The sequence below is a fragment of the Corallococcus sp. CA047B genome (assembly GCF_003612065.1).
GTDB classification, from domain to species: domain Bacteria; phylum Myxococcota; class Myxococcia; order Myxococcales; family Myxococcaceae; genus Corallococcus; species Corallococcus praedator.
Genome location: NZ_RAWD01000006.1, coordinates 63,050 through 86,675 on the forward strand (window position 1 = coordinate 63,050; position 23,626 = coordinate 86,675).

Annotated in this window: 18 protein-coding genes; 9 read left to right on the forward strand and 9 right to left on the reverse strand. The window is 70.4% G+C overall.

All coding sequences use genetic code 11. The features are described from left to right. The first annotated feature begins 116 nt into the window (after positions 1–116). The 6 genes from D7X74_RS02385 to D7X74_RS02410 all read left to right on the forward strand — a co-directional run bounded on the left by D7X74_RS02385 (position 117) and on the right by D7X74_RS02410 (position 7,239). Complete coding sequence (locus D7X74_RS02385; protein ID WP_370450703.1) at positions 117–1,658, forward strand: ATP-binding protein; 1,542 nt, start codon at positions 117–119, stop codon at positions 1,656–1,658. Beyond that, positions 1,655–3,007, forward strand: coding sequence for a sigma-54 dependent transcriptional regulator (locus tag D7X74_RS02390; protein ID WP_120531271.1), 1,353 nt, complete (start codon positions 1,655–1,657; stop codon positions 3,005–3,007). The genes D7X74_RS02385 and D7X74_RS02390 overlap by 4 nt, the downstream gene beginning before the upstream one ends. A gap of 180 nt (positions 3,008–3,187) precedes the next feature. Continuing rightward, positions 3,188–4,762, forward strand: a complete 1,575-nt coding sequence (locus tag D7X74_RS02395) for a SulP family inorganic anion transporter (RefSeq protein WP_120531272.1) — start codon at positions 3,188–3,190, stop codon at positions 4,760–4,762. Then, positions 4,759–5,463: a carbonic anhydrase gene (locus D7X74_RS02400; RefSeq protein WP_120531273.1), complete on the forward strand. Its 705-nt coding sequence runs from the start codon at positions 4,759–4,761 to the stop codon at positions 5,461–5,463. The genes D7X74_RS02395 and D7X74_RS02400 overlap by 4 nt, the downstream gene beginning before the upstream one ends. Positions 5,464–5,938: 475 nt before the next feature. Next, positions 5,939–6,550, forward strand: coding sequence for an adenylate/guanylate cyclase domain-containing protein (locus D7X74_RS02405; RefSeq protein ID WP_120531274.1), 612 nt, complete (start codon positions 5,939–5,941; stop codon positions 6,548–6,550). Between the two features lie 38 nt (positions 6,551–6,588). Then, positions 6,589–7,239, forward strand: coding sequence for a glutathione S-transferase family protein (locus tag D7X74_RS02410; RefSeq protein ID WP_120531275.1), 651 nt, complete (start codon positions 6,589–6,591; stop codon positions 7,237–7,239). 10 nt (positions 7,240–7,249) lie between these two features. On the opposite strand, the gene D7X74_RS02415 is transcribed toward D7X74_RS02410, so the two are convergent. The 3 genes from D7X74_RS02415 to D7X74_RS02425 form a co-directional block, all read right to left on the reverse strand. Then, entirely contained in the window at positions 7,250–7,858 is a 609-nt protein-coding gene (locus D7X74_RS02415) for an HAD family phosphatase (RefSeq protein WP_120531276.1), read from the reverse strand. Positions 7,859–7,880: 22 nt separating this feature from the next. Continuing rightward, entirely contained in the window at positions 7,881–9,773 is a 1,893-nt protein-coding gene (locus D7X74_RS02420) for a methyl-accepting chemotaxis protein (RefSeq protein WP_120531277.1), read from the reverse strand. Between the two features lie 78 nt (positions 9,774–9,851). Continuing rightward, positions 9,852–10,289, reverse strand: a complete 438-nt coding sequence (locus D7X74_RS02425) for a host attachment protein (protein WP_120531289.1) — start codon at positions 10,287–10,289, stop codon at positions 9,852–9,854. A gap of 408 nt (positions 10,290–10,697) precedes the next feature. Here D7X74_RS02425 and D7X74_RS02430 point away from each other — a divergent pair, with 408 nt between their 5' ends. Beyond that, positions 10,698–12,215 (forward strand): serine/threonine-protein kinase, encoded by a 1,518-nt coding sequence (locus tag D7X74_RS02430; protein WP_120531278.1) that lies wholly within the window; start codon positions 10,698–10,700, stop codon positions 12,213–12,215. Further along, the gene (locus tag D7X74_RS02435; RefSeq protein WP_147446445.1) at positions 12,184–12,912 is read left to right on the forward strand and encodes a tetratricopeptide repeat protein; all 729 of its coding nucleotides are present in this window, start codon (positions 12,184–12,186) and stop codon (positions 12,910–12,912) included. The genes D7X74_RS02430 and D7X74_RS02435 overlap by 32 nt, the downstream gene beginning before the upstream one ends. A gap of 110 nt (positions 12,913–13,022) precedes the next feature. Here D7X74_RS02435 and D7X74_RS02440 read toward each other — a convergent pair whose 3' ends face one another. From D7X74_RS02440 to D7X74_RS02450, 3 genes are all read right to left on the reverse strand, one after another. After that, the gene (locus D7X74_RS02440; RefSeq protein WP_120531280.1) at positions 13,023–13,556 is read right to left on the reverse strand and encodes an FHA domain-containing protein; all 534 of its coding nucleotides are present in this window, start codon (positions 13,554–13,556) and stop codon (positions 13,023–13,025) included. Positions 13,557–13,657: 101 nt separating this feature from the next. Further along, the gene (locus D7X74_RS02445; RefSeq protein ID WP_120531281.1) at positions 13,658–14,512 is read right to left on the reverse strand and encodes a RimK family alpha-L-glutamate ligase; all 855 of its coding nucleotides are present in this window, start codon (positions 14,510–14,512) and stop codon (positions 13,658–13,660) included. A gap of 109 nt (positions 14,513–14,621) precedes the next feature. Further along, positions 14,622–16,229: a serine/threonine-protein kinase gene (locus D7X74_RS02450; RefSeq protein ID WP_120531282.1), complete on the reverse strand. Its 1,608-nt coding sequence runs from the start codon at positions 16,227–16,229 to the stop codon at positions 14,622–14,624. 236 nt (positions 16,230–16,465) lie between these two features. Here D7X74_RS02450 and D7X74_RS02455 point away from each other — a divergent pair, with 236 nt between their 5' ends. Beyond that, positions 16,466–21,079 carry an amidohydrolase family protein gene (locus D7X74_RS02455; protein WP_120531283.1) on the forward strand — a complete coding sequence of 1,538 codons (4,614 nt, stop codon included), beginning with the start codon at positions 16,466–16,468 and terminating at the stop codon, positions 21,077–21,079. A gap of 136 nt (positions 21,080–21,215) precedes the next feature. Here the strand turns inward: D7X74_RS02455 and D7X74_RS02460 are convergent, their stop codons facing one another. The 3 genes from D7X74_RS02460 to D7X74_RS02470 form a co-directional block, all read right to left on the reverse strand. After that, positions 21,216–21,860 (reverse strand): TetR/AcrR family transcriptional regulator, encoded by a 645-nt coding sequence (locus D7X74_RS02460; protein WP_120531284.1) that lies wholly within the window; start codon positions 21,858–21,860, stop codon positions 21,216–21,218. A gap of 19 nt (positions 21,861–21,879) precedes the next feature. Further along, positions 21,880–23,118: a metallophosphoesterase gene (locus D7X74_RS02465; protein WP_120531285.1), complete on the reverse strand. Its 1,239-nt coding sequence runs from the start codon at positions 23,116–23,118 to the stop codon at positions 21,880–21,882. 90 nt (positions 23,119–23,208) lie between these two features. Next, a partial coding sequence (locus D7X74_RS02470) for a hypothetical protein (protein WP_120531290.1) occupies positions 23,209–23,626 on the reverse strand: 418 nt, incomplete at its 5' end.

A 23,626-nucleotide genomic window follows, 5' to 3' on the forward strand; every position in this document is an offset into this window, starting at 1 on the left:
CGGCCCATCCCTCCCTGACCTCTCTCGTGCCCCCACCGGGCGATCTTCTTCGCACGCAGAGAAAAGCGGGCCGGTCCGCCGTGGTCGGTCTGATGCTCCTCTGGGGCGCCGCCTTCGTGAGCCCCGTCGTGACCTACCAGGAGGATGTGAAGGCAGCGGAGGGCGAGCTCCTCGCTCACCTGTCGGACCGTGCGGGCCTCCAGGCCCAGGCACTTGGCGCACATCTCGGACTGCTGCGCTCGGAGCTGCAACGGCTCGCGGAGCACCCGTCGCTCAGACCCGAGGATGGAGCAGCAGGACCCGAGGTCGCGCTCCTTGAGAATGCCTTCAGCCACACGTCCCTCTTCTCGGCGGGCGTCGCGCTGGTGTCATCGAATGGCAATCGCATGTGGAGCGACCCGGCGGACATGCCGCTCGGGCGCACACCGCTCGCTTCGCGCGCGTGGTTCCGGCGGACGGTGGAAGAGCGGGTCGCTTCGGTCGGACTGCTGGACGAGGAAGGCGGAGGGCTCGTCGCGGTCGCGGTCCCCATCGTGCGCGACGAGCGTGTCGTGGGCCTCCTCGTGGGCGAGCTCGCGACGGCGAACGAGCTGCTACCGACGACCCCTCGCGGGACGAACGAGTCCATGGTCGCCCTGCTCGGCGAGCGCGGTCGGCTCCTCCTCCCGGCAACGCCCCCGCCACTGCTGCGTCAGCCGGAGCTCGCCACGCGCCTTCGCCCGCTGGTGGACGCTCCCGGGGCCGTCACGCTCGGAGGCACGCGGCTGCTCGGCGCAGCGGCGCTTGTTCCCGGAACCGGCATGCTGCTCGCCGTGCTCGAGGACGAGGCGCGCGACCGCGAGATGCTCAAGCGCCGCTACCTCGGCCAGCTCGGCTTCCACACCGCGCTGCTCGGCGGAGTGCTCCTCCTCTTCACGGTGCTCCTGCGTCGCTCCTACCGTTCGCTGGTGGCCGCGGAAGAACGATTGCGGCGCCAGGAGACGATGGCGGCGCTCGGCACGGCCTCCTCGCTCATCGCCCATGAGGTGAAGAACGCGCTCAACAGCATGCAGGCAGCGCTCAGCATGATTCGCGCGAAGGGAGGGGAGACGACATTGCCCGTCCAGGCGCTGCGTTCCCAGGCGGACCGGCTTGGCCACCTTGCCCGCTCATTGCTGAGCTTTGCTTCCCCCCAGTCCACGCAGCGGCGCAGCTGCGAGATACACCTGCTCGTCCAGGACGCGCTTCAAGCCGTGAGGCTCCTGCCGGAAGCAGCGGATGTCGCCATCGAGACCACGCTGCAGGAAGGGCTCTTCGTGAAGGGGGACCCGACGCTGCTGGTCTCCGCGGTCGACAATCTCATCCGCAACGCCGTCGAAGCCGGCGCCGTGGCCCATGATATAGGCCAGCAGCCCACGCCTCGCGTCGAGGTCCGGCTCCTTCGCGAAGGTGGAGAGGTGGTGCTCGTCGTGGAGGACAACGCCGGAGGAGTGCCCCCGGCCTTCGAGCCGCGGCTCTGGGAGCCCTTCGCGGTGGGGCGGTCGAAGGGTATCGGGCTCGGGCTTCCGATGGTGCGCACGGCCATCCGTGCCCATGATGGAGGAAGCGTCTCCTACACCCGAGTGCCCGGAGGCAGCCGCTTCACGGTTCGCCTTCCGCTCGAGAAAATGGCGTCATGAGCACCTCCCTGCTGCTCGTCGATGACGACAGGACCTTCTCCTCGCTCGCCGCCTCCATGCTGAGCCAGGAGGGTTTTCGCGTCCGGGTTGCTCGCTCGCTGCATGAGACCCGCGCCGCGCTCGCCGCGGAGGCGCCCGACCTCGTCGTGTTGGATCGAAGGCTGCCGGACGGAGATGGGCTCGTCTTCCTGCCCGAGCTGCGTGCCCAGCTTCCGACGACGGTCGTGTTGATGGTGACCGCGCACGGCGACATCGAGAGCGCTGTCGAGGCCATCCGGGCGGGTGCTCGCGACTACCTGAGCAAGCCGGTCGAGATCGACGACCTGGTGATGCGCGCACGCCGCGCGGCAAGCGACCTCCAGCTCCAGGAACGGCTGCGCCAGGCCGAGAGCGTCCTCGAAGGACAGCATCGGATGGCGGAGCCTCGCTCGCCGGCGATGCAGCGAACCCTCGAGATGCTGGGGCGGATCGCCACCACTCCGCGAAGTCCCGTCCTGCTGCTCGGGGAGACGGGTACGGGGAAGGCGGTGCTCGCCCGCCAGCTCCACGCCTTGCGCCAGAAGCAGGGGGCCTTCGTGCAGATCAACTGCGCCGCGCTTCCGGACACGATGATGGAGAGCGAGCTCTTCGGACACGAGCGCGGCGCCTTCACGGATGCGAAGACGGCGAGGCGCGGGCTCGTGGAGCTCGCGAGCGATGGGCTTCTCTTCCTCGACGAGGTGGGTGAGCTGCCGCTCGCGCTCCAGGCAAAGCTGCTCACGTTCCTCGACAAGGGGGCCTTCCGACGACTCGGTGGCACGACCGAGCTGACGAGCACCGCCCGGATCGTGGCGGCCACCAACAAGAACCTCGAAGCGGAGGTCGCCGCCGGGCGCTTTCGCGAGGACCTCCTCTTCCGGCTCAGCGTGTTCCGGGTGGACGTGCCTCCCTTGCGCGAGCGTCGCGAGGATGTGCTGCCGCTCGCACGGACGCTCGTGCTGGAGCTGTGCTCGGAGCTCGGTCGACGCCCGGTCCCCTTCTCTCCCGCGGCGGAGGAGCGCCTGCTGAGCTATCCCTTCCCCGGCAATGTCCGGGAGCTGCGCAACGTGCTCGAGCGGGCGCTCGTGCTCGAGGGCGGGCCCGCGCTCGAGCTGCTGTCCCTCTCCAAGGGGGGCGGCACGCCGGCCCTGGTCGATCCCAACGCATTCTCCGTGTCAGGTCCACCTCGGCCGCTCGATGAAGTGGAGCGACTCTATGTCCGGCACGTGCTCGAGCAGCTCGGAGGCAGGCGCATGGAGGCGGCCCGCGCACTGGGCCTGTCCTATCCGACCTTTCTCCGCCGTCTAGAGGAGAACCCACCCTCGGAGTGAAGGACTTAAAAAGTCTTTCATCGCTTGAGCCGCGGGCTTCAAGTTTCTTTCATCCCCCGGTTCTGACGAGCCACGCCCCAGGAGGAAAGGGCCCGATCAGGGCTGGCACAACGCTTGCGTAGTCCCCCCTGTCGCGTCGAGCCCCTGTACGGCTCGGCAGATGACAGGGGAGCGCAAGCAATGACTTCGGGTGGAAAAGCGGCAGAGGCGAGACCCTCGTTGAAGGAGATCCTCGCCTCGGATCTGCCAGCTTCGCTGGTGGTGTTCCTGGTGGCCCTGCCCCTGTGTATGGGCATCGCGCTCGCCTCCGGAGCGCCCATCATGGCGGGACTCATCGCCGGCGTCGTGGGAGGCCTGGTGGTGGGTCTCATGGGCGGCGTGCCGCTTCTCGTGAGCGGCCCCGCGGCGGGCCTCGCGGTGATGGTCTTTGGCTTCATCCAGGAGCTGGGCTTCGCCGTGACGTGCGCGGCGGTGGCCGTGGCGGGGCTCGTGCAGGTGGCGCTCGGCGCGCTGAAGGTGGCGCGTTCGGCGCTCGCCATCTCGCCGGCCGTGATTCACGGAATGCTCGCGGGCATCGGCATCCTCATCGTGCTGGGGCAGATCCACATCGTTCTCGGCGGCTCCCCGCAGAGCAACGCCTGGAACAACCTGCGGGAGCTGCCCGGGCAGATCGCCGACCTTCATGGACCGGCCACGCTGCTGGGTCTGCTCACGCTTGGAATCCTCATCGCGTGGCAGTTCCTGCCGAACGGGCGGCTGAAGAAGGTCCCGGGTCCGCTGGTGGCGGTCGTGGGCGGGACCGCGGTCGCGGCCGTGTTGAATGCGGACGTGGCACGGGTGCAACTGGCGGCGGACGCGCTGTCGGCCATCAATCTGCCTTCCCTTCCAGAAGGGTCCATGTTGGGGGCCTTCGTCGTGGCCGTGCTGTCCCTCGCCCTCGTGGCGAGCGCCGAATCGCTCTTGAGCGCGGTGGCGACCGACAAGCTCCACACGGGCGCGCGGGCGAACCTCGATCGCGAGCTGCTCGCGCAGGGCGTGGCGAACACCCTCTCCGGGCTGGTGGGCGGTCTGCCCATCACCGGCGTCATCGTGCGCAGTGCCGCGAACATCAATGCCGGCGCGAAGACGCGCTGGTCGGCGGTGCTGCATGCGGTGTGGATGCTCGCCTTCGTGACCCTGCTGGGGGGGCTCGCGTCCTTCGTGCCCCTGACGGTGCTCGCCGGCCTGCTCGTGCACGTGGGCCTGAAGCTCGTGAACCTGGCCCACATCCGGGAGCTCCGGCACCGGGGCGAGCTGCCCGTCTACCTCATCACCGTGGCCGGCGTCGTGGGCATCAACCTGCTCGCGGGCATCGGCCTTGGGCTCGGTGCGGCCATCCTCCGGCTCCTGTGGCAGCTGGGCCAGGTGCGCGTGGAGAGCCACGCCGCCAATGGCGCCCACCAGGTCTGCATCAGCGGCGCGCTGACGTTCGTCGGGGTGCCGAAGCTGTCGGCGGCGCTCGCGAAGATTCCCTCGGGCTCCAAGGTGGAGGTGGACGTGGCGGTGAACATGCTCGACCACTCCGGCTTCGAGGCGCTCGAGAGCTGGGCTGACACGTATCGCAAGACGGGCGGCACCGTGACCATGGAGCCGCTCGAGGACGTCTGGAGTCGGCGTGGCGCGCGTGCGGCCCTCGCTACGGGCCCTGCCGCTGCGCTCCCCCCTTCATCCCCCGCACATCACGTTTCGTCTCTCGCTCCCGGAGGTGCTCAGTGAAGAAGCTCATCAGAGGTCTGCTCGATTTCCAGCGTCACACCCTGCCCTCGTACCGCGCGACCTTCGCGAGGCTCGCGAAGGGACAGACTCCGGACTGCCTCTTCATCAGTTGCTCGGACAGCCGCGTGGTGCCGAATCTGCTCGTCTCCACGGACCCCGGTGACCTCTTCACCGTGCGCAACGTGGGCAACCTCGTTCCGACCGCCGCGCTCAACGGGCAGCCCACGGCGGATCGCTCGGAGGCGGCGGCGATCGAGTTCTCTCTTGGCTTCCTGCCCATCGAGGACGTCGTTGTCTGCGGACACTCGAGCTGCGGCGCGATGAAGGCGATCCTGGCCGGAGGCGCCGTGGACGGCGCACCGAACCTGGAGAAGTGGCTCGCGCACGGAACGCCCTCGCTCAAGGCGCTGCGGGAGAACACCCAGGTGGGCGTGGGGCTGCCCGAGGCGGATCGCCTCTCCCAGCTGAACGTCCTCGAGCAGCTCGAGCACTTGAAGACCTACCCCATCGTGCGGGATCGGCTCGCGGCGGGGACGCTGCGGCTGCACGGCTGGTGGTTCGACATCGGGGCGGCGCAGGTCCACGCCTACCGGGCTGACCTCGGCCGCTTCGTTCCCATCGACGAGACAGAAGGCGATCGGCTCCTGACGGAGCTGAGCGACGCGGCGGAAGAGCAGTCGGGTCTGCGCGCCGTCCAGTAAGGCCGCATCGAGCCTCGGCGATCCTGCGTCCAGCGCGGATCGCCGGGGCTCCGCTTCTTCGCGACAGACGTGAGCACGCGCGCGCGGCTTCTGTGAGTCCCCCCTTCCGGTTCGTGGAAGGCAGCCGGGAGCGCGCCCTCTGTCGGACCTTCTCGTCGGCGTAAGGCATGGCCCGCAGGCCCTCCGAGGCCGCGTGGGACGCGGCTTCGCGCGGGCCTCCTGACACGCAGCGGACGGTCTCCCACCGCGACGCGTCGGGTGCCGGACACCGGTGGCCCGGAACCCTCCGGGTGCTTGGTGCGCCGCGTCAGGAAGTCACTAGGTTGGGGGTGCGGACGTGGGGTCCGCCTCTGACTTCGCACGGTTGCGTTCCCCGGAACGTGTCCGTCCGGGTGGGTTCCCGGCCAGGTTGGGAGCCCGGGCCCGTCGTGCAGTAGCATCACGGTGTCTGCGCCGGGGGGAGGGAGGATGCACGATGGTGGTGGAGGCCCCGGAGCCCCGGAAGTTGTCGGCCATCATGTTCACGGACATGGAGGCCCCTGCTGGTCAACGCTGGCGGGATGAGTGTCTTCAGCAGGCCCTGCACGACGAGCATGGACAGCTCGTGCGGGACCTGCTGCCGCGCCACGGAGGGCGCGAGGTGAAGCGGATGGAGGAGGGTGGTTTCCTGCTGGAGTTCGAGGCGGGGTTGTCCGCGGTGTCGTTCGCGCTGGAGTGGCGCGCCGCCGTGGATGCGCGCAACCGCTGCGTGCCGGGTGAGCGGCGCATGGCCATCCGCGCGGGCGCGCACCTGGGCATGGTGGTGCACCGCGATGGCGACGTGTTCGGCGAGGGCGTGAACCTCGCGGCCCGCATTGAGTCCCTGGCGCGTCCGGGCACCGTGTACGTCAGCGAGACGGTGGCGGCGCAGGTGGAGGGCCGGCTGAAGGCGCCCCCGGTGCGGCTGGGCCGCAATGAATTGAAGAACATCAAGCTGCCGGTGGCGGTGTTCCGCATCGACGCGCCCGTGGAGCCCCGAGGCGAAAGCGCGCTCATGTCGCGCGTGCGTTCACTGCTGGGCCGTCGGCGGGTGACCGCGGGCGGTTGAAGCTGACGGATGGGCGCGCGGCGGTATGGTGCCGCGCCATGTCCGAACTCACCCTGGTTGTTGGTTCCAAGAACTTCTCCTCGTGGTCGCTGCGCCCCTACCTGGCCCTGGCCCACACCGGCCAGTCGTTCCGCGAGGTGCTCGTTCCGTTGGATACGCCGGAGACCGCGGCGCTCATCGCGATGCACTCGCCCAGCGGCCGCGTCCCGGTGCTCAAGCACGGCGACACCGTGGTGTGGGACTCGCTGTCCATCTGCGAGTACCTGGCGGAGACCTTCCCCGCCGCGAAGCTGTGGCCCGAAGCGAGCCCCGTGCGGGCGATGGCGCGCTCCGTGACGACGGAGATGCACTCCGGCTTCCAGGCCCTGCGCAGCCACCTGCCCATGGACCTCACCGCGCGCAAGACGGTGCCGGGGCTGGACGCGCCGGGCGTGCACGCGGACATCGCCCGCATCCAGGCCCTCCTGTCCGGCTGCCGCGAGCGCCACGGCAAGGGAGGCCCGTTCCTCTTCGGTGCCTTCAGCATCGCGGACGCGTTCTACGCGCCCGTCATCACCCGCTTCGTCACCTACGGCGTGCCGTTCCGTCCGGAGCTCACCTCCTGGCGCGACGCCGTGCTCGGCCTGCCCGCGATGATCAAGTGGACGGAGGACGCCCAGGGCGAGCCGCCCCTGGCCCGCTACCGCTAGCGTCCCGGCTTCAGAGTCCCAGGGCCTTCAACTGCGCATCGAACGCGGGCGCGTCCGTGAAGACGTGCCCGCGCACACCCAGGGCCCGGGCCGCGTCGACGAACTCGGGCAGGTCGTCGAAGAAGGCGGCCTCGTCCGGCGCGCAGCCCGCCTTGTCCAACGCCAGCCGGTAGATGGTCGGCTCCGGCTTCACCGCGCCCACCTCGCAGCTCATCACCAGCGCGTCGAAGCGCTTCAGCAGCGGCAAGAGCGGCTTCAAGTACGCGACGTGCAGCGCGTTGGTGTTGGACAGCAGCACCAGCCTCACCCGGCCGACGAGCCCCTCCACGCGCGGCAGCACCGCGTGGTGCACCGTGAAGTGGCTGCTCCACAGGGGCGCGAACTCCGCCATGGGCAGCTCCACGCCCAGCGCGCCGCACACGTCCTGGCGGATGCCCTCCGCGTCCAGCAGGCCCCGGTTCGCCGCCGTCCACCCCGCGCCGGTGAGCCGCCGCGCCGCTTCCTGGGGCTCCAGGCCCGCCCGCGCCGCGAGCCGCGCGAAGAGCAGGGCGTTGTCGTGGAACACCAGCACGTTGCCCAGATCCAACAGCACGGCCTTCACGGCGGGGACAGCGGCCACGGGGATTCCTCCGGGGGACAGGCTAGATGCGGTACGCCCTGGCGACGCCTTCCATCCGTCCGGCCACTTCCTGCAGCCGCCGCGCGGCGCCGGTGGTGGACTTCAGGCTGGCCTGCGTCTCGGTCATCATCGACGACAGGTCGGTCACCGCGCTGAAGATCTGGGCGATGCCCGCGTTCTGCTGGCTCACCGCGCCGGCGATCTGCCGCGCCGCCGCGGCGTTGTCCTGGACGATGGCGGCCAGCTCCTTGAGGTGCTCGCCGCTGGTGCGCACCTGATCCAGGCCCTCCGCGACGCTCGCGTGGCTCTGCTCGGTCATCTTCGCGGTGGAGATGATGGCGTGGCCCAGGTCCCCCAGGATGTCGCGCACCTTCTCCGTGGCCTGGATGGACTGGTCCGCCAGGTTGCGGATCTCCCGCGCCACCACGCTGAAGCCCTTGCCGTGCTCGCCGGAGCGCACCGCCTCGATGGCCGCGTTGAGCGCGAGCATGTTGGACTGGTCCGCCAGGTCCTTCACCGTCTGGGTGATGCCGCCAATCTGCTGCGTGCGCTCGTTGAGCTGCACGATGCGCATGGCCATCTCCCCGGACTGCTCGTGCAGGCCCTGGAAGCCGTCCAGGCTGTCTCGGATGGCGCCCTCGCCCGCGCGGCCCACCTCCTCCGCGCGCGCCGCCACGCCCAGCACCGTCTCCGCCTTCTCCGCGGCCAGCAGCGAAGTCTGCTTGATCTCCTGCGCGGTGACCTGCGTCTCCTGGAGCGCGGCCGCCTGCCGGGCCACGTTGCGCTCCTGCACCTCGGAGGCGAGGTTGAGCTCCGCCACCGTCTCGCTGAGCACGCGCGTGCCCTGGTGGAGGCTGGTGGCCGTCTCGTGCAGGTTCTTCATCATCTGCACGAACGCCTCCGTCAGCTCGCCCACCTCGTCCTTGCCCGTCTGGGCCTCCATCACCTGGGTGAGGTCGCCCTCCTTCACGACGCGGCGGACCATCTCGCTCAGCGCGCGCAGGGGGCGGGTGATGCCGCGCGCCAGCATCCAGGAGCCCACGCCCACCGCCGCGACGAAGAGGGCCGCCAGTCCCAGCACCAGCCGGCGCATGTGGTTGAGCGGCGCGTAGGCCTCCGCGGGATCCAACTGGGCCAGGAACCGCCACCCGTCGCCCACGTCGCGCACGAGCGTGCCGTTCACCGCGGCCACCGCCACCCGGCCCGTGTCGTCGTGCGCGCCCTTGCGCGTGTCGAACAGCGTCGCGCCGTTCGCGCTCTTCACCTCCATGGAGAAGCTGGGGTGGCCGCGCTGCTGGGCCCGGGCGAGCGCGGGCTTCGCCAGCTCTCCCACCTGACCCCAGTCGAACGCGGCCAGCAGCACGCCCAGGGGCTTTCCCGCCTCGTCCGTCACCGGCACCGCCAGCGGCAGCACGTGCACGCTGAAGATGGGATCCTCCACGTCCACGCCCTCCGCCGTGGTGCGGCCGACCTGGGCCTCGCGGAACCACGCGGACGCGCGCACCTGGGCGCTGGTGCCGGCGTACGCGTCGCGCAGGCCGGACGTGCTGGTGGAGATGGCCACGCCGTCATTGCTGAAGAGCACGATGCCGTTGAGCGTGAGGTAGCGCCGCTGGAGCAGCGCCAGCATCGCGTCGCTGGAGGATGCGTCCTTCGTGCGCAGCGCGGCGCGCAGCACCGGGTCCTCCGCCCAACTGCGCGCGCTGGACTCGCGCTCCGCGAGGGTGGACTCGAGCAGGTCCTTGAAGCCCTCCGCCTCCATGCGCAGCGAGGAGTCGATCTGCGCCTCCGTCTGCCGCCGCATCAGCGAGTCCTGCATCCCGGTGAGGGCCAGCAGGGGCACGCAGGACACCAGGGTCATGTACAGCAGCAGCCGCCCACGCAGCGTCAGGGATCGCAAGAAGAGAGGAGGCATGGCACGTCGGGCGCGAAGAGAGGTAACCCAGGTCCTATACCAGAACCCGGGCCACATACCCCCCGGCCGACTGGCTGCCTACAACAGGGGCACCCGGTCAGGCAGGTCCCGCGCGGGCAGGTTCGAGTAGTCCGCGTCCAGGTCCAGCCGCACCCGCTGCTTCACGCGCGTGCTCAGCAGGCCCCGCATCCTGCCCAGGAACGCGGGCGGCGCGGCGATGACCAGCTCGTCGAAGGACTGCGAATCCACGCCCTTGTCCAGTCGCGCGGACAGCTCCCGCGCGAAGCGGTCGTGCTCCAGCTCCCGCCGTCCGTTGGGGTCGTTCTCCGGCACCGGACCATGCAGCGTGCCCGCGTTGGGATTGTCGGCCTGATTGAAGAGGTCCACGGGCTTGGCCCGGCTCTCGTCATGCTGGAACTGCTCGATGAGGTCCCACTTCTCCGCCTTCGCGTCCGTGGCGAAGAGCCGGGCGCGACTCGCGTTGGCCACCAGGATCCAGAGCCTCTTGTCCGCCATCTTCATGCCTCCCTTGGGTCGTGTCTTGAGGAGTGCGGACCCCCCTCGTCCCCGGCAAGCTTCCCCCAGCGAGCCTCCTGCCCGCCGAGCGGTGTCCAGGCGACCCTTCTGGCGCCCCCTTACGGCAGGAACAATCCACCAGCCACCGTGCTACCGGGCCTTCCGCCCACGTTGACCAACCGCATCCAAGCGGCGACCATCCATGCGGGGGAACGGGACGGGAGTGCGCTGTATGGAGAAGTATTTCAATGTCCGTGGACGGAAGGTGCGTATTGGCCGCACATGGGACAGCTCCATGCGGGGTGGGGCGGTCCAATCGTCACGTGGCGAAAGTTTTTCCGTCGTTGGAGCGATAGATGACCGCCCCTGGGTTGCAGGGTCGCCCCGCCATGGAAACCTGATCCCCCCATGGTCACCGACGATCTCTTCGCCCACACAGTCCTGTCCGGCCACGGTGACGCCGTGAGCGACGGTGGCGGGACGACGCAGGCCCTGATGGCGCAGCCTGGAGAAGAGGTCCAGGAGGGCACGGTGCTGGGCAACTACCAGCTCGAGCGGCTCCTGGGTGAAGGCTCCATGGGGCGGGTGTTCCAGGCGCGGCATGTGCGGCTGGGTCGGCAGGTGGCGCTCAAGGTGCTGCGGCCGGAGCACGCGCGGGACAGCTCGTTCGTGCAGCGCTTCTTCCAGGAGGCGCGCACCGTCAACCAGATCAACCACGAGCACATCGTGGAGGTCTTCGACTTCGTGGACGACTCGCCCCACGGGCACGTCTACTGCGTGATGGAGCTCTTGCGCGGCCAGAACCTGGGCGCGCTGCTGAAGGAAGAGGGGCTGACGCTCGCGCGGGTGCAGCGCATGGCCGTGCAGGTGTGCGCGGCGCTGGGCGCGGCCCACCAGGTGGGCGTGGTGCACCGGGACATCAAGCCGGACAACCTGTTCATCAGCCAGCGCTCGGGGCAGTCGGACTTCGTGAAGGTGCTGGACTTCGGCGTCGCCAAGCTGATGACGACGCAGACCGGCGTGAGCCTCACCGGCACGCTGGATGGCACCATCATCGGGACGCCCGCGTACATGGCGCCGGAGCAGGCCGCGGGCCTGCCGGTGGACGCTCGCGCGGACATCTACGCGGTGGGCAACATCCTCTACGAGATGCTCTCGGGCCATCCGCCCTTCCAGGCGTCGGCCTTCGGGCAGCTGGTGGTGCAGATCATCACCCAGCCGCCGCCGCCGCTGCCCTCGCACCTGCCGTCGGGTGAACCGATGCCGCCCGCGCTCGCGGCGCTGGTGATGCGCTGCCTGGCGAAGGAGCCGGAAGCCCGGCCGCAGCAACTGGCGGAGGTCACCACCGCGCTGCTGCTGCTGCCCGCCGTGACGGCGGCGCCTTCCGCCCTGTCTCCCGTGGAGGAGCTGGAGCGGCCCACCCTGCGCATGCGGGTGCCCTCCGTGCTGCGCGACCGGCGGCTCCAGGTGTCGGCGGCGCTGGCCGCGCTGGCGCTGGTGTCCGGCATCACGACGTGGAAGCGCCTGCATCCGTCGCGCTCGCCCGAAGCCGACGTCGTCCAGGTGGAGGGGGCCACGGCCGCCGCGAGCGGGACGGTCGCGGGCGCGAACGACGCGGTGACGCTGACGGTGCACTCGTCTCCGCCCGGCGCGAAGGTGGTTCGCGTGGACACCGGGGAGGAGCTGGGCGTCACGCCGCTGACGAAGGCGCTGGCCCGGCGGGCGGTGCCGTCGCAGCTTCGCGTGGAGCTGGCGGGCTACGTTCCGCTGGAGCGCGCGGTGGAGCTGAAGCAGGATGCCGCCGCCGCGGAGCTGACCGTGCCGCTCGTGAAGGCGAGCGCGGGGCCGCGCCGCGCGCCGGCTCGCGGGCCGGGCCGCAAGGGAGGAAGCAGGGATGCGGTCATTGATCCATTCGCGGCGCATTGACCGCAAGGCGCTGAGCCTCGTGCTGGCGCTCGGGCTGGGCGCGCCGCTGCCGGTGGTGGCGCAGGAGGCGCCCACGGTTTCTTCGGAAGCCCAGGCGCGCGATCGCTTCTCCGAAGGCAACCTGGCGTACGACCTGGGTGAGTTCGACCGGGCGCTCAAGGCCTTCAGCGAGTCGTACCGCCTCAAGCCGCTGCCCGCGTTCCTCTTCAACATCGCGCAGTGCCACCGGCAGTTGAACAACCCGTCGCGCGCGGCCTTCTTCTACCGGCGCTACCTGGCGCTGTCGTCGGAGGAGCCCGCGAACGCGGACGTGGTGCGCGAGCTCATCGCGGAGATGGACGGCAAGGCGCGCGCCCAGGAGGAGCAGCGCCGGGAGCGCGAACGCTTCACGCGGGACCGCGAGCTGCAGCGGGCGCGTGAGCAGGCCGCGTTGGCGGAGGCGCGCGCCAGCCAGGCGAGGCTCGCCGCGAATCCCTCCGCGACGCCGGTCGCCGCGCAGGAGAAGAACGGGGCCTCCGAGGCCCTGGCGATGCAGGTGCCGGAAGGCGCGGTGACGACGCAGGCCTCCAAGCCCTGGTCGCGTCGCTGGTACGTCTGGGCCGGCGTGGGCGCGGCGGCGTTGCTCGCGGGCGGTGCGGTGTGGGTCGCCACGGCACCGAACCCCCGGGACACGACGCTCGGCACCGTGGGGCGGTAGGGGCCCGGGGCGGTCCGCTGTCCGTCGCGGCCACCTGAGGTCGGGTTCGCGGCATCCGGTGCCGCGCTTCCGGGCTCACGGCTTCCCGGAGGCGGCGCACGGCCTTCGCGTCAGCGCGGCGGCGGAGAGGAGGCCTGTGCCAGCACCTGCGCGGCGATACGGCCGATGCGCGCGTTGAACGACACGGCGTCGTGGAAGGTGAGGCGCACGTCGCCCACCTTCAGCTCATCGCCGGGCTGAAGCACCCGGGGCTGCTCGGGCTCCAGCGTTCCGCCATTCACCGTCACCGGCCGGGAGTGCGCCAGCCGCTCCACCGTCCAGCGCCCCTCCGGGGTGGGGTGCAGGGCCAGCTGCTCGCGCGACACCGTGGCGTCGTTGACGACGAAGGTGTTGTGCTCGGCGCGCCCCAGCTTCAAGGGGCCGCGCTCCGCCACCCCCATCAGCTCGAAGCACAGCGCGTCGCCCGCGGGCAGGCAGTCGCGCAGGTCCATCATGGGCAACCGCGTGGCCGACACATTCTGCTCTTCAGGGACGTTCCACGCGCCCGCCTCCCACACCAACCAGGCGTGCGGGTACTTGGCGCTGAACTTCTCCTTGAGGGCCATGTGCTGGCGGATGAGCAACGAGAGCAACAGGGCGCGCATGCTCCACACATAACCCCATCACGACCCCTCGCCGCCACACCGCGTTCGCAGGTGTCCACGAGTGGTCGAATGGCCGGCGAGCGTGAACCTCCGGCCGGACGCTACAGCCGGGCGATGACGGCCCGGGCGAACCGCTCCGGCGCCGCCGCATCCAGGGTGAGGAACAGGCACGGCTCCGTCACCTCCACCTCCTGCAACCGGGTGCGCCCCGCGTTGTCCGTGGCCACGTCCACGCGCGCATACAACAGCCGCGCGCCACCGGACGCCTCCAGCACCGCCTCCGCCACCTTGAGCTCCGCCGGGTTGTCCGGCGTGAACGCGTGCGGCTCCGCGAAGCCCCGGGGCGCTGAGGCCAACGTGGGCGGGCGGCGCACCGCGTGGCTGAAGACTCCGTTGAAGAAGATGTAGGAGCGCTCGCCCTCCGTCTCGAAGGCGGTGAGGTAGGGCTGCACCATCACGTCGCCCTCCTTCGCGAGCTCCGTCACCTTCGCGCTCGCGTCGCGCAGCGCTTCGCGCCGGAAGATGAAGACCTTGAGCCCGCCGGCCGCCACCGCGGGCTTGAGCACCACCGCGTCCCAGTCCCGCTCGCGCGCCACCTGCTCCACGTCCAGCGTGCCGCCGGGCTCGACCCACACGGTGGGCGTCAGGGGCAGCCCCCGGGCCTCCATGTCCTTCAGGTAGCCCTTGTGCGTGTTCCAGCGCAGCACGTCCAACGGGTTGAACAGCCGCGTGACGGCGTCCACCCGCTCCGCCCACGCGAGGAACTCCTCGCGGCGCAGGTGGCTGTCCCACGCGTTGCGCACCACCGCCGCGCGCACCTTGCTCCAGTCCACGGAGGGGTCGTCCCAGATGACCGGCCGGGCATCCAGCCCCAGCGCGCGCAGGGCGGGTACCAGTGGCGCATCCAGCGGGTACAGCTGCGGCATTCCTGCGTAGGTGATGACGGCGATGTCCAAGGCGACGCACTCCAGGAGCGGGGACGCGTCGGGTTGTAGCGCGCTCCGATGCCCCGTGCAGCGCTCCCGCACCGTCCCGGCTCCGCGCCCCGGGGGCACGGGACCGGCCTCAGGCCGAGCGCACGGCCGGCGCCTCCACGGCGGCGAACGACTCCGACTCCTCCTTCGTCAGCGCCGTCGCGAGCGCCTTCGCCTCGCGCGCCACCCGTCCCAGCTCCGCCTGTCCATGGGGGAAGGGGGCCGCGGGGCCCTCCAGCGCCAGGAGTTGCTGGCGCAGTGCCGCGCCGTTGGGCGTGCGCCGCTGCGGGTCCTTCTGCAGGAGCGACATGACGATGGCGTCCAGCGCCACCGGCACCGCGGGGTTGAGCTGCGAGGGCGGGACGACCTCCTGATCCACCGCCGCGCGCAGGAGCAGCTCCTCCGAATGGCCGCTCAGTGCGCGCCGGCCGGTGAGGGCCTCATGCAGCGTGAGCCCCAGCGCGAACAGGTCCGCCCGCCCGTCGAAGTCCCGGCCCATGGCCTGCTCCGGTGCCATGTACCCCAGCTTGCCGCGCACGCTGCCGGCCACCGTGAGGTTCGCGCGGGCCGCGTCGCGCGCGATGCCGAAGTCCGACAGCTTCACCTCGCCGATGCGCGAGATGAGGACGTTGGGCGGGTTGACGTCGCGGTGCACCAGCCGCAGGAGCTCTCCGTCCGGGCTCGTCTTGCGGTGCACGTAGTCCAGCGCGGACGCCAGCTCCGCGGCCAGGAACGTCGCGGCCGAAAGCGGCAGCGGCTTGCGGACCTGCGGCTTGAGCACGCCGCTGAGCGGCAGCCCGTCCACGTACTCCATCGCCAGGAAGTAGGTGCCGCCGTGGCGGCCCAGGTCGAACACCTGGACGATGTTGGGGTGGTTGAGCGACGAGCACAGCTCCGCCTCGCGGCGGAACATCGTCACGAAGGACGCGTCGTCCGCGAACGACGGCAGGATGCGCTTGAGGGCCACCTGCTTCTCGAAGCCGCCCTCGGGCGAGTACGTGGCCCGGTACACCTCCGCCATGCCGCCCGCGCCCAGCCGCTCATGCAGCACGTACTTGCCCATCACCTCCTGCTCGCGCAGCGACGCGAGCGCGCTCCGGGTGCGCTCCAGGAAGTGCCGCGCGAGCACCGCCGTCAGCGCCCCGGTGGCCACGAAGAAGAACGCGCGCACGCAGATGAACAGCGGCGCCAGCGTGATGAGCGGACTTTCCGGCAACAGCGGCCGCACGAAGCCGAAGTAGAGCGTCAGGTACTCGGCCGCCACCAGCGCGCCCGCGGCCAGTCCCAGGCGCGGGTTGCTGCGCAGGCCCGCCAGCGTCACCAGCGCGCCCCAGATGACAATCGTGGGCGCGGTGAGTGCGTAGACGGGCCCCTGGTAGCGCAGGTCGAACGTCAGCACCACCGCGGGGATGCTCACTTCAATCGCCACGTTGAGCCACGGGATGGCCGGGTGGAAGACGCCCTTGCGCAGCACCGCCCACATCACCGCGTAATAGCCCGCCAGCACCGCCGACAGTCCCATCAGCGCCAGCGTCAGGTCCCAGCCCATGGACGGACCCAGCGCCGCGGCCACCACCACGCAGATGCCGGACAGGATGCTCATGAAGCGCGCGACCGACAGCTCACGCGCCTGCGCATCGCGCCGCAGGTGCCCTTCGAGGAAGCGGGAAACGGTACTCGACGGATTCCGGGTGATCATGTGCCCCCCTACTCTAGACCTTGTGCGCCCGCGTCATGAGCACGCTCCCCCACACGTTGGGTGCGCTCCTACCACACCTCCAGGTACACGGCGGACGCTTTGAGTCCCACGAAGTGGACTTCACGGGTCAGGTATCGCTGAAATGTTGCACCCCGGGTCCTCTGCCGCGTGCGAGGTCCGGGGTGCTTCTCGACGCTCCGACCTTTCTCGGCACTGCCTATCCGGCAGGAGGCTTCATGCGCAGCTCCCCCCGCTTATTGCTGGCCGCCCTGGGCGCGGTCCTCCTTTTGGGCAGTGCCTGTGGATCCGATGATCCTGAAGTTCCCGTGGTGGTGTGCGGCGACGGCAAGAAGGAGGGAAGCGAGCAGTGCGACGACGGCAACAAGGAAGGGGCCGACGGGTGCGAAGCCAACTGCACGCTGACTCCGTCGAAGTGTGGCGACGGCGAGAAGGAAGTCACGGAGGTCTGTGACGACGGCAACGCGGTGAGCGGCGACGGGTGCGAGGCGGACTGTACCGTCACGCCCACCAAGACGACGCAGTGTTGGGCCACGCCTCCCGCGGCGCTTCCGGACGGCGCCACGTGCGCGGTGACGAAGGCGGGCACGGCGGGCACGCTGTTCACCGGCGTGGTGCTCACGGACGGTGAGACGTTCCTGGGCGGCCAGGTGCTGGTGGATGCGCAGGGCGTCATCACCTGCTCCGCGTGCGACTGCTCGACGGCGGCCGGCGCCGCGGACGCGACGCAGGTGATGTGCCCCACGGGTGTCATCTCCCCGGGCCTCATCAACCCGCACGACCACATCAGCTTCCAGGGCGCGCCCCTGGCCAGCAACAGCACGGAGCGCTACGAGCACCGCAACGACTGGCGCACGGGCAACAACAGCCACACCCAGCTCAACAACTCGGGCAGCGCCAAGGCGGACGCCATCCTCTGGGCGGAGCTGCGCCAGGTGATGGCGGGCACCACCTCCGTCGCGGGCGCGGGTGGCCAGAAGGGGTTCCTGCGCAACCTGGACGTGTCGGCCTCGGCCCTGCAGGAGGGCCTGGGTGAAGGCGCCGCGGACTCGGACACCTTCCCCCTGGGCGACAGTGGCGGCACCGAGCTGGTGGGCAGCTGCGCCTACAGCTCCTTCCCGTCCGCGGCGGATGTCGCGTCGCGCACGTCCGCGTACCTGCCGCACGTCTCCGAAGGCATCGAGGCCTCGTCCCTCAACGAGTTCCGCTGCCTGTCCTCCGGGGCGGCCAGCGTGCTGTATCCGCGCTCGGCCATCATCCACGGCGTGGGCCTCACCGCCCGGGAGATTTCGCAGATGGCCGCGCACGGCACCGGCCTGGTCTGGTCGCCGCGCACCAACGTCTCGCTGTACGGCGACACGGCCATGGTGACGGCGTTCAAGACGCTGGGCGTGTCCGTCTCCCTGGGCACGGACTGGATCCGCTCCGGCTCCATGAACCTGCTGCGCGAGCTGCGCTGCGCGGACCACCTCAACTCCACCCGCTACGCCAAGACCTTCACCGACGAGGAGCTGTGGCGCATGGTGACGGCCAACGCGGCGGACGCGGTGGACGTCTATGAGAAGGTGGGCCGCATCAAGCCGGGCAAGCTGGCGGACCTGGCCATCTTCCGGCAGGGCGCCTACGCCGGCTCTCCGTACCGCGCGGTCATCGCCGCGGATCCGCAGGACGTGGTCCTGACGATGCGCGGTGGCAAGCCGCTCTACGGCGACCAGGCCCTGGTGGACGGCCTCAAGGGCGCGGACACCTGTGACGCGCTGGCCGTGTGTGGCACCCAGAAGGCCGCGTGCGTGCAGTCGGAGATTGGCAAGAACCTGACGGCGTTCCAGGGCTCGACGGACACCCGGAACCTCTACCCGCTGTTCGCCTGTGAGACGCCCGCCAACGAGCCGACGTGCGAGCCGGCGCGCAACGCGGTAGGCACCGTCTTCCCCGTCGCCGCGGTCAACGGCTCCACCGTCTATTCGGGCGTGGCGAGCGCGGACGACGCGGACGCGGACGGCATCCCGGCCGCCACGGACAACTGCCCGGCCATCTTCAACCCCGTGCGTCCCATGGACGACGGGCGCCAGGCGGACACGGATGGTGACGGCGTGGGCGATGCGTGCGACCCGTGCCCCCTGGAGGCGGGCACCACCGCCTGTGTGGCCTTCCGCGGCGAGGACGACGACCACGACGGCGTGCCGACGTGGCGTGACAACTGCCCGTACGTGGCCAACGCGAACCAGAAGGACACCGACGCTGACGGCAAGGGCGACGCCTGCGACGGCTGCCCCGCGGCGGCCGGCGCCTGCGAGGCCACCGACCCCTCGGACTTCGACTACGACGGCATCGTCGCTCCCGGCGACAACTGCCCGCTCGTGCCCAACCCGGACCAGAAGGACGCGGACGGCGACGGCGTGGGCGACGAGTGCGATCCGTGCCAGGTCGCCAACGCCAACGGCGCCGCGTGCCCCGTCACCGTCTACGACGTGAAGACGACGCCCTCCTCCGGCAAGACGTCGCTCGTGAACGCCAAGGTGGCGGTGGACGACGTGGTGGTGACCGCCGTGGATGCGAAGTCGACGCGTGGCTACTGGGTGCAGGTGGCCAACTATCCGGCGGGCATGGGGGCGGAGAACTCCGGCCTCTACATCTACTCGGACAAGGCGGCCGTGGCGGTGGGTGACAACATCCGGGTGGAAGGCACGCTGAAGGAGTACTTCGGCCTGCTGGAGGTCACGGATGCCACGGTGACGAAGCACAGCTCCGGCAACGCGCTGCCCGCGCCGGTGGTCGTGCGCACGGAGGCCATCCGCACCGGTGGTCCCCGGGCGAAGGCCCTGGAGGGCGCGCTGGTGGAGGTCCAGAACGTGTTCAACACCCGCCTGGAGAACGCCCAGCGCGAGTTCATCGTCGATGAGAACAAGTCCGGGACTCCGACGGCCACGGGCCTGATGGTGGACGACCAGGCCTACACCTACCCGACGCAGGTCCTGGGCACCGAGTACCGCGTGCTGCGCGGCGTGCTGACCTACACCTTCAGCGACCACAAGCTGCTGCCCCGGGGCGTCGTCGACATGCTCACGCCGCTGCCGGCCCTGACGGCCTTCACGTCCGGCGGCTTCGCGCGCGTGGGCAACGCCAGCGCCATTCCCCAGGCGCTCACGGTGTCGGTGGCGTTCGCCTCCGTGGTGGACATCACCGTGTCCATCACCTCCAGCGATTCGGCGGCGTTGAACGCGGTGGGTGGACAGGTCGTCATCCCCGCGGGCCAGACGAGCGCCACGGTGGCGCTGCAGGCGCTGGCGCCCTCGGCGGCGGTGACCCTCACCGCGACGCTGGGCGCGTCCTCGCAGACGACCACGTTGCGCGTGCTGGGCACGGACGAGGCCGCGTCCATCACGAACCTCACGCCGCGGACGCAGGGGCTGGCGCCGGGTGGAACGGGGCGCTTCACGGTGACGTTCGACCGGCCCGCGCCGGCCGGCACGACGCTGGGGCTGACGGTGTCTCCCGCGGGCTTCGGCGCCTTCACCAACGCGACGGTGGCCACGGATGCGCAGAGCGCCACCTTCGACTTCACCGTGGACGAGGCCAGCACCGGTGCCGGCACGTTGACGGTGACCCATGTCGGCCAGACCCTGGACGCCACCGTGAACGTCATCACGGACGTGCCCCGGCTGGTGTCGCTCTCCCCGTCCACCGCCACGGTGAACGCGGGCGCGCAGCAGGTGTACACGGTGACGCTGGAGTCCGCGCCCACGACCGCGGTGCAGGTGCTGCTGTCGCTGACGTCGCCCACGGGCACGCCCTTCGGCGCGCTGGCCAGCACGTCGGTGACGGTGAACCCCGGTGAGACGACGGCGACGGTGGTGTTCACCGCGGCGGCGGACGGGGAAGGGGCGGGCTCCGTGTCCGCCTCGCTCAACGGCATCACGCGCACGGGCGCGCTGACCGTGCTGCCTCCGCCCCCGAAGCTCGCCAGCATCACGCCGGACGTGGTGACGGTGAACGCGGGCAAGACGCAGGTGTTCACCGTGACGCTGGACCGCAAGGCCCCGGCGGGCGGTGCGGTGGTGGACGTGGTGCTCGCGCCCTCGGGCGTGGGTGAGCTGTCGTCCGCGACGGTGACGGTGCCGGAGGGTCAGACGACCGCCTCGGTGACGTTCACGGCGGGGAGCGCGGAGGGCAGCACCCAGCTCAACGCGTCCTACGCGGGCGTGACGAAGTCCGCGGCCATCACCGTGAGCCTCGTCGCCAACGTGGGCCACGTGGTCATCAGCGAGGTTTGCGGTGGCACGACGGCGTCGGCGACCGACGAGTTCGTGGAGCTCTACAACCCCACCAACCAGGACGTGAGCATCGGCGGGTGGAAGGTCCAGTACCGCTCCGCCACCGGCGCCACCTACTCCGGGTCCTTCACCCTGAAGGCGGATGCCGTCATCAAGGCGCACGGCTACTACCTGATTGGCAGCAGCACCTTCTCCGACCCCAAGGTCACCGCGGACGAGACGTCCGGCATCAACTCGTCGGCCAGCATGACGGCGGGCGGCCACATCCGCATCGGCACGGGCGCCATGGGCACCACGGCCACGGACCCGAACGTGGTGGACCTGATGGGCTACGGCACGGGCGCGGGCCCGGAAGGCAAGGCCGCTCCGGCGCACCCCGCGTCCGGTGGCAGCCTGGAGCGCAAGGCCAAGGCCACCTCCACCTCCGCGACGATGGCGGTGGGCGGCGCGGACGAAACCCTGGGCAATGGCTACGACACGGACGACAACTCGACGGACTTCGTGACCCGCGCCGTGCGCCAGCCGCAGAGCTCGAAGAGCCCGGTCGAACTGCCGTAGCGCGCGGACCCCGCTCCGCTTCCCTCGAAGGTGGAGGGAGGCGGGGTGTACCGCCGTCGTGAATCCCCTGAAATGACAAGACGCCCGCTCCCCAGCGCATCGGGGGGCGGGCGTCTTCGTTTCCGGGGGGCGCTGGCTAGCCCAGCGGGCCGCGCACGTGCAGGCCGCCGGAGAGGATCTGATCCAACGACGCCATCAGCGGGTCGTAGTTCACGATGGCGCGGAACAGGTTGTGGTGCAGCAGGATGCCCAGGTAGCCGCCCATCATCGTGTGGGCCATGTGCAGCGGGTCCACCTCTTCGCGGAACTCCTTGCGCTTCTGGCCGTAGCGGATCATCCCCGCCAGCACCTGCACGTAGATGGCGATCTTCTCCCGCAGCAGCTCGGTCACGCGGTCGTTGGACTCCGCGGACTCGGCGGACAGCATCCCGAAGAAGATGCCGTACTCGCGGTGGTAGCGCAGGAACTGCGAGGTGCGCGAGACGACGAACACCAGCTGCTCCCGGCCGGAGAGGATCCGGCGCTCGGTGAGCAGTGGCAGGAACTCCGCCTGGTAGCGGGAGTGCAGCTCCTCGATGGCCGCCAGCAGCAGGTCTTCCTTGGTGGGGAAGTGCCAGTACAGCGCGCCGGGCGTCATCCGGATGGCCTTCGCCAGGTCCGACATCGTCGTCGACAGGTATCCCCGCCGAGCGAACAATGTGATGGCGGCCTCCAGGATTTCGACCCGCGTCCGCGCTGCCCGCTCCTGCTTGATTTCGCGCTTCGCTGGTTCCTTGCTCATTTCCGGGTAAATCTACACCTCACGAGATAAGCGTCACCTTAACGATTTCGGACGGCGCGGCGACGCGCAGGGGCGGGCCCCAGAAACCGGTGCCCCGGCTGACGTACAGGTGGCGGTCGCCCTCCTGGAAGAGGCCGGCGTCGTGCTTCCAGATGGCGGACACGGCGACGGTGAAGGGGAAGAACTGTCCGCCGTGGGTGTGCCCGGACAGTTGCAGTCCCATGCCGGCCTTCGCCGCCACATCCCAATTGGAAGGTTGGTGTGCGAGCAGCACGGAGGCCCGGTCCGGGTTCCGGCCGGCGAGCGCGGCGTCCAGGTTGTAGCCCTGCGGCCCGTTGCGCATGGACCAGTCGTCCACGCCCACCAGGTCGAACGCGCCGCCCGCGTCCCCGATGGACACGTGACGGTTGCGCAACACCGTGATGCCCAGGCCGGTGAGCGCGTCCGCCCAGGCGCTCGAGTTCCAGTAGTACTCGTGGTTGCCGGTGATGAAGTGCGTGCCCGCGCGCGCCTTCAGGTTCTGGAGCGCGGCCACGGAGTGGGCCAGGTCGCTCACCGTGCCGTCCACCAGGTCGCCGGTGATGGCCACCAGGTCCGGCTTGAGCGCGTTGGCCCGGCGCACCAGCTCGTCCATGAAGCGGCGCTGGATGATGGGGCCCACGTGGATGTCGCTCATGTGGACGATGCTGAAGCCGTCCAGGGCCTTGGGCAGGCCGGGCAGCCGCACCGTGACTTCATTCACCACCGGCGGGTGGAAGGCGCTCCACATGCCAAAGCCCGTCAGGCCGCCGGCCGCCAGCACCGCGCCGCCCGCGGTGGCCCGGGCCAGGAACCGGCGCCGGTCCTCGTCCACGCCAGGGGGCGGGACGGTGACGGACAGCTCCGCCAGGGAGGGCGTCGCCACCGGCTCCTGGGATGGCGCCGCGACGGGGGCCTTCACGCCCCGGTGGCCCCGCGTCCGGGCGACGAGCCAGCGCACCCCGCCCAGCGTCGCCAGGGAGAGCAGCAGGTACACGGCCACGCCCATCCACGTCCACGACATGACGGCCATGGCGAACGCGGAGGGCAGCACGCGCGTCACCACCCACGACAACAGCAGCGGCAGGCACAGCAGCGTCAGCAGCACCTTGCCGGTGAGCCGCCACGCACGGCTTTCAGACGTGTCCCGGAACAGGCGCCGGTACAGATAGATGTGGACGTAGACCGCCGCGACGCCGACGAAGAGGAAGAACAGGATGAAGCGCAACGGGCTTTCCATGGCGGCCCCATCCTCGCGCGCACGCGTCACGGCGCAACCGGCGCGCGCGTGAAGAAGCGTGAAGCGATGGGGGCGAAGCGGGGAAGCCGGTTATTTCCGGGCGTCGCCCAGTGCCACGCCAATCTGCTGCCACTCCTGGGCGTAGGTGCCACGGGAGAAGGCGCGCAGGTCGTCGGACGTCACCGTGCCGCGGGTGAGCGCCGTGTCGAGCGCGCGCACGATGGCGGCCTTGTGCGGCTGCTCCACGAAGGGGTTGTCCTCGCGGAACACCTCACCGAAGAGCGACTCCAGGCGGCCGTCCTGCTTCAGGCGCTCCACGATGCGGTTCTGCGACACCGGCGCATCCGAGTGCGCGTGCAGCATGGCGGACGCGATGCCGCTCTGCGCGTCGGCGTCCGGGAACTCCTCCAGCAGCCCCAGCTCCATGTCGGCCTGGGCGATGGACTCCGCGTCCGCCGGCGAGGGCGGGGCCTTCACGGCCGGCGTCTGCGCGGGCGTGGGGCGGGAG